Source organism: Gemmatimonadaceae bacterium, assembly GCA_035533015.1.
GTDB lineage: Bacteria > Gemmatimonadota > Gemmatimonadetes > Gemmatimonadales > Gemmatimonadaceae > JAGWRI01.
Window position 1 is genome coordinate 1 of record DATLUQ010000005.1, and the last position, 2,217, is coordinate 2,217.

3 protein-coding genes are annotated in these 2,217 nt (G+C 68.2%); 1 reads left to right on the top strand and 2 read right to left on the bottom strand.

What is annotated here, in order from left to right; all coding sequences use genetic code 11:
- Nucleotides 1–81 precede the first annotated feature (81 nt).
- Nucleotides 82–411, bottom strand: a complete 330-nt coding sequence (locus VNF92_00790; protein HVA56397.1) for an HNH endonuclease — start codon at nt 409–411, stop codon at nt 82–84.
- A 132-nt stretch (nt 412–543) separates the two neighbouring features.
- Here VNF92_00790 and VNF92_00795 point away from each other — a divergent pair, with 132 nt between their 5' ends.
- Nucleotides 544–1,224, top strand: a complete 681-nt coding sequence (locus tag VNF92_00795; protein ID HVA56398.1) for a tyrosine-type recombinase/integrase — start codon at nt 544–546, stop codon at nt 1,222–1,224.
- A 249-nt stretch (nt 1,225–1,473) separates the two neighbouring features.
- Here VNF92_00795 and VNF92_00800 read toward each other — a convergent pair whose 3' ends face one another.
- On the bottom strand, nt 1,474–2,058 hold the full coding sequence (locus tag VNF92_00800) for a hypothetical protein (protein HVA56399.1): 585 nt from the start codon (nt 2,056–2,058) through the stop codon (nt 1,474–1,476).
- Between the last annotated feature and the right edge of the window lie 159 nt (nt 2,059–2,217).

Sequence of the window (2,217 nt, forward strand, 5' to 3'; positions counted from 1 at the left end):
GGCCCAGGACGCACGCCGGCGTATCGCATCCTTCTTCTATGAGCACCTCCGCTCGTAAGGACTGAGCGTCTCCTTCAGCGATTAGCGGAGGCTCGACGAGCGGGGCCGGCGGGATCGGTTGCAGTGGGCGCAGCCGGCGCGGAGGTTGTCGGGGTGGTCGGTGCCGACCTGGATGACGGGGAGGATGTGGTCGACGTCGGTGGCGGGCTTGGCGAGCGCGCGGGTGCGCAGCCGACCGAGCGGCGTGTCGGCACCCTGCCCGGCGCTGCTGATCACGAGCAGCTTGGACCCTCGCCGTTTCGCGAGCGCGGTCAAGACCGCGAGATAGACCTGATCGTTGGGGTGGGCGTGGAGTTCGTCGACGATCGCGAGCGAGGGAGTGAGGCCGTGCAGTGGGCGGGGTCGGGGCACCAGCGGATCTCGAGGTGGCGGTCGACCAGGTTGGGGGGCTCGAGTTCGCGCGCGAATCGGGCTGCCTGTTCGTAGAGGATGCGTGCCTGCTCGCGGGACGCGTTCAACGATGCGCGCCGGCCCCAAGCAGGAATGCTCGTCGACCGCAACCCGTTCGCGGGCCTCGGGCTGCGCCGGTCGAAGGGCCGCAAGAACTTGCAGCGACCCGACCAAGCGACGGTCGCGCGCATGCTCCAGGCGGCAGACGCGCTCACGCCGCCCTCGTTCGCCGCCTACCTGCTCACCGCCTGCTACTCCGCAGCGCGTCCTGGGGAGTTGGACGCGTTGCAGTTGACCGACCTCGACTTCCAGGCCGAGGAAGTCCGCATCGAGCGGCAGTGGAGCGCGAAGTTGGCGGCGATCACGCCGCCGAAACACGGAAGCATCCGCACGATTGCGATGACCGAGCCGGTACGCGAGCGCCTGCTCGCGTTGCCGCGCGAGAGCGAATGGGTGTTCACCACGATCCGAGGCAACCACTACACGGCCAGCACTCGCAACCACCACTGGAACCGCGTCCGCGCGAGCGTCGGCATCGGCAACGTCTCCCTCTACCTGACGACCCGCCACTTCTACGGCTGGTACGCCCTGAACGTGCTGGACCTCCCCGCGCATGTGATCGCGCTGCAACTCGGCCACACCGACGGTGGGCGGCTCGTGCGTGAGTTGTACGGCCACCCCGATGCGGCGATCGCCCGCGAGCGCACCCGCGAGGCGTTCCGCTCGATCTCACCCGTCAAGCCGCTAGTCACGAAACTAGTCACGGCGGCATGAAACGTCCGCGCTGGCGGACTTCCGTACCTCTCATCCGCATTCCACCGGGCCGGTCGGACAACCCCGCCCGGCCAACCAGCACCGACTCTGACAGTGACAGCACTCAGGCACCCCGGCCGCACGCCGCGCGCCGCTCACGAAGGCAACGAGGCGGGGCGGCCGCGCTGGTGCCGTCCCCGCCGCGCGATGCACGTGAGCTTGCCCGACGCTGGCACCCAGGGGCGCTGAGGCCGCCGCCGCGCAGGCAGATCAGGTGCTCGTGGCGGCTAGAAGTTCCGCCTCGGACGGCGTGCGCCGAGCGTGTCGGAAGCCGAGTCCGACGAGGATCGCCATGATGAAGGCCAGGCAGAACGATGCGATCGCCGCCCATAGGAGGACGTTCCCCATCTGCGAGAACCCGTAGGCCTCCAGCAGGAGCCCACGCAGCGTCGTCCCCTGGAACGAGGTCTGCTCAAGCGCCGCCAGTTGCGTGTTCTTCGGGGCCGCGCGCGCGGCCGTACTGATCTTCGCGTACACGCCGCCATACGGCATCTCGGAAAGGTGAACGGCGATGAAGTGATCCGCCCAGGCCTCCGCCTGAGCGCCGGTGAGCAACTGCTGACCGGCGTACTGCGACACCGACGGAATCATTGCCGGCGTGATTTCGCTACCGGCCACCGGGTGTGCGAACGCCGCCTTGGGCGGGAAGAAGATCTGCTGTTCAGCCAACTGGTTGTGGACGTTGGAGTCCACGTAGCTGTTACCCCACAGCGTCAGCGCCCCAGCGACGATCAGGACCACCACGACGACCAGCCCGACACCGCTGGCCAAAATGTCAAACACCCTGCGACGCATCGCCTCACTCCTTCGGGAAATTGCTAGGGGCCGGTGCTTCACGACTCACGGCCGATGCGCTCCGGACCTGACCAGGATCGAACACCGGCGCGGGCGGCCCAACCGGACGACGCCACAGAGGCGCTACGTAGTTATCACCCTCTCGCGACACGCGACGGC

Coding starts and splice junctions, on each gene's coding strand:
- VNF92_00795 (HVA56398.1), top strand. CDS start 544: ATGCTCGTCGACCGCAACCCGTTCGCGGGCCTCGGGCTGCGCCGGTCG.
- VNF92_00800 (HVA56399.1), bottom strand. CDS start 2,058: ATGCGTCGCAGGGTGTTTGACATTTTGGCCAGCGGTGTCGGGCTGGTC.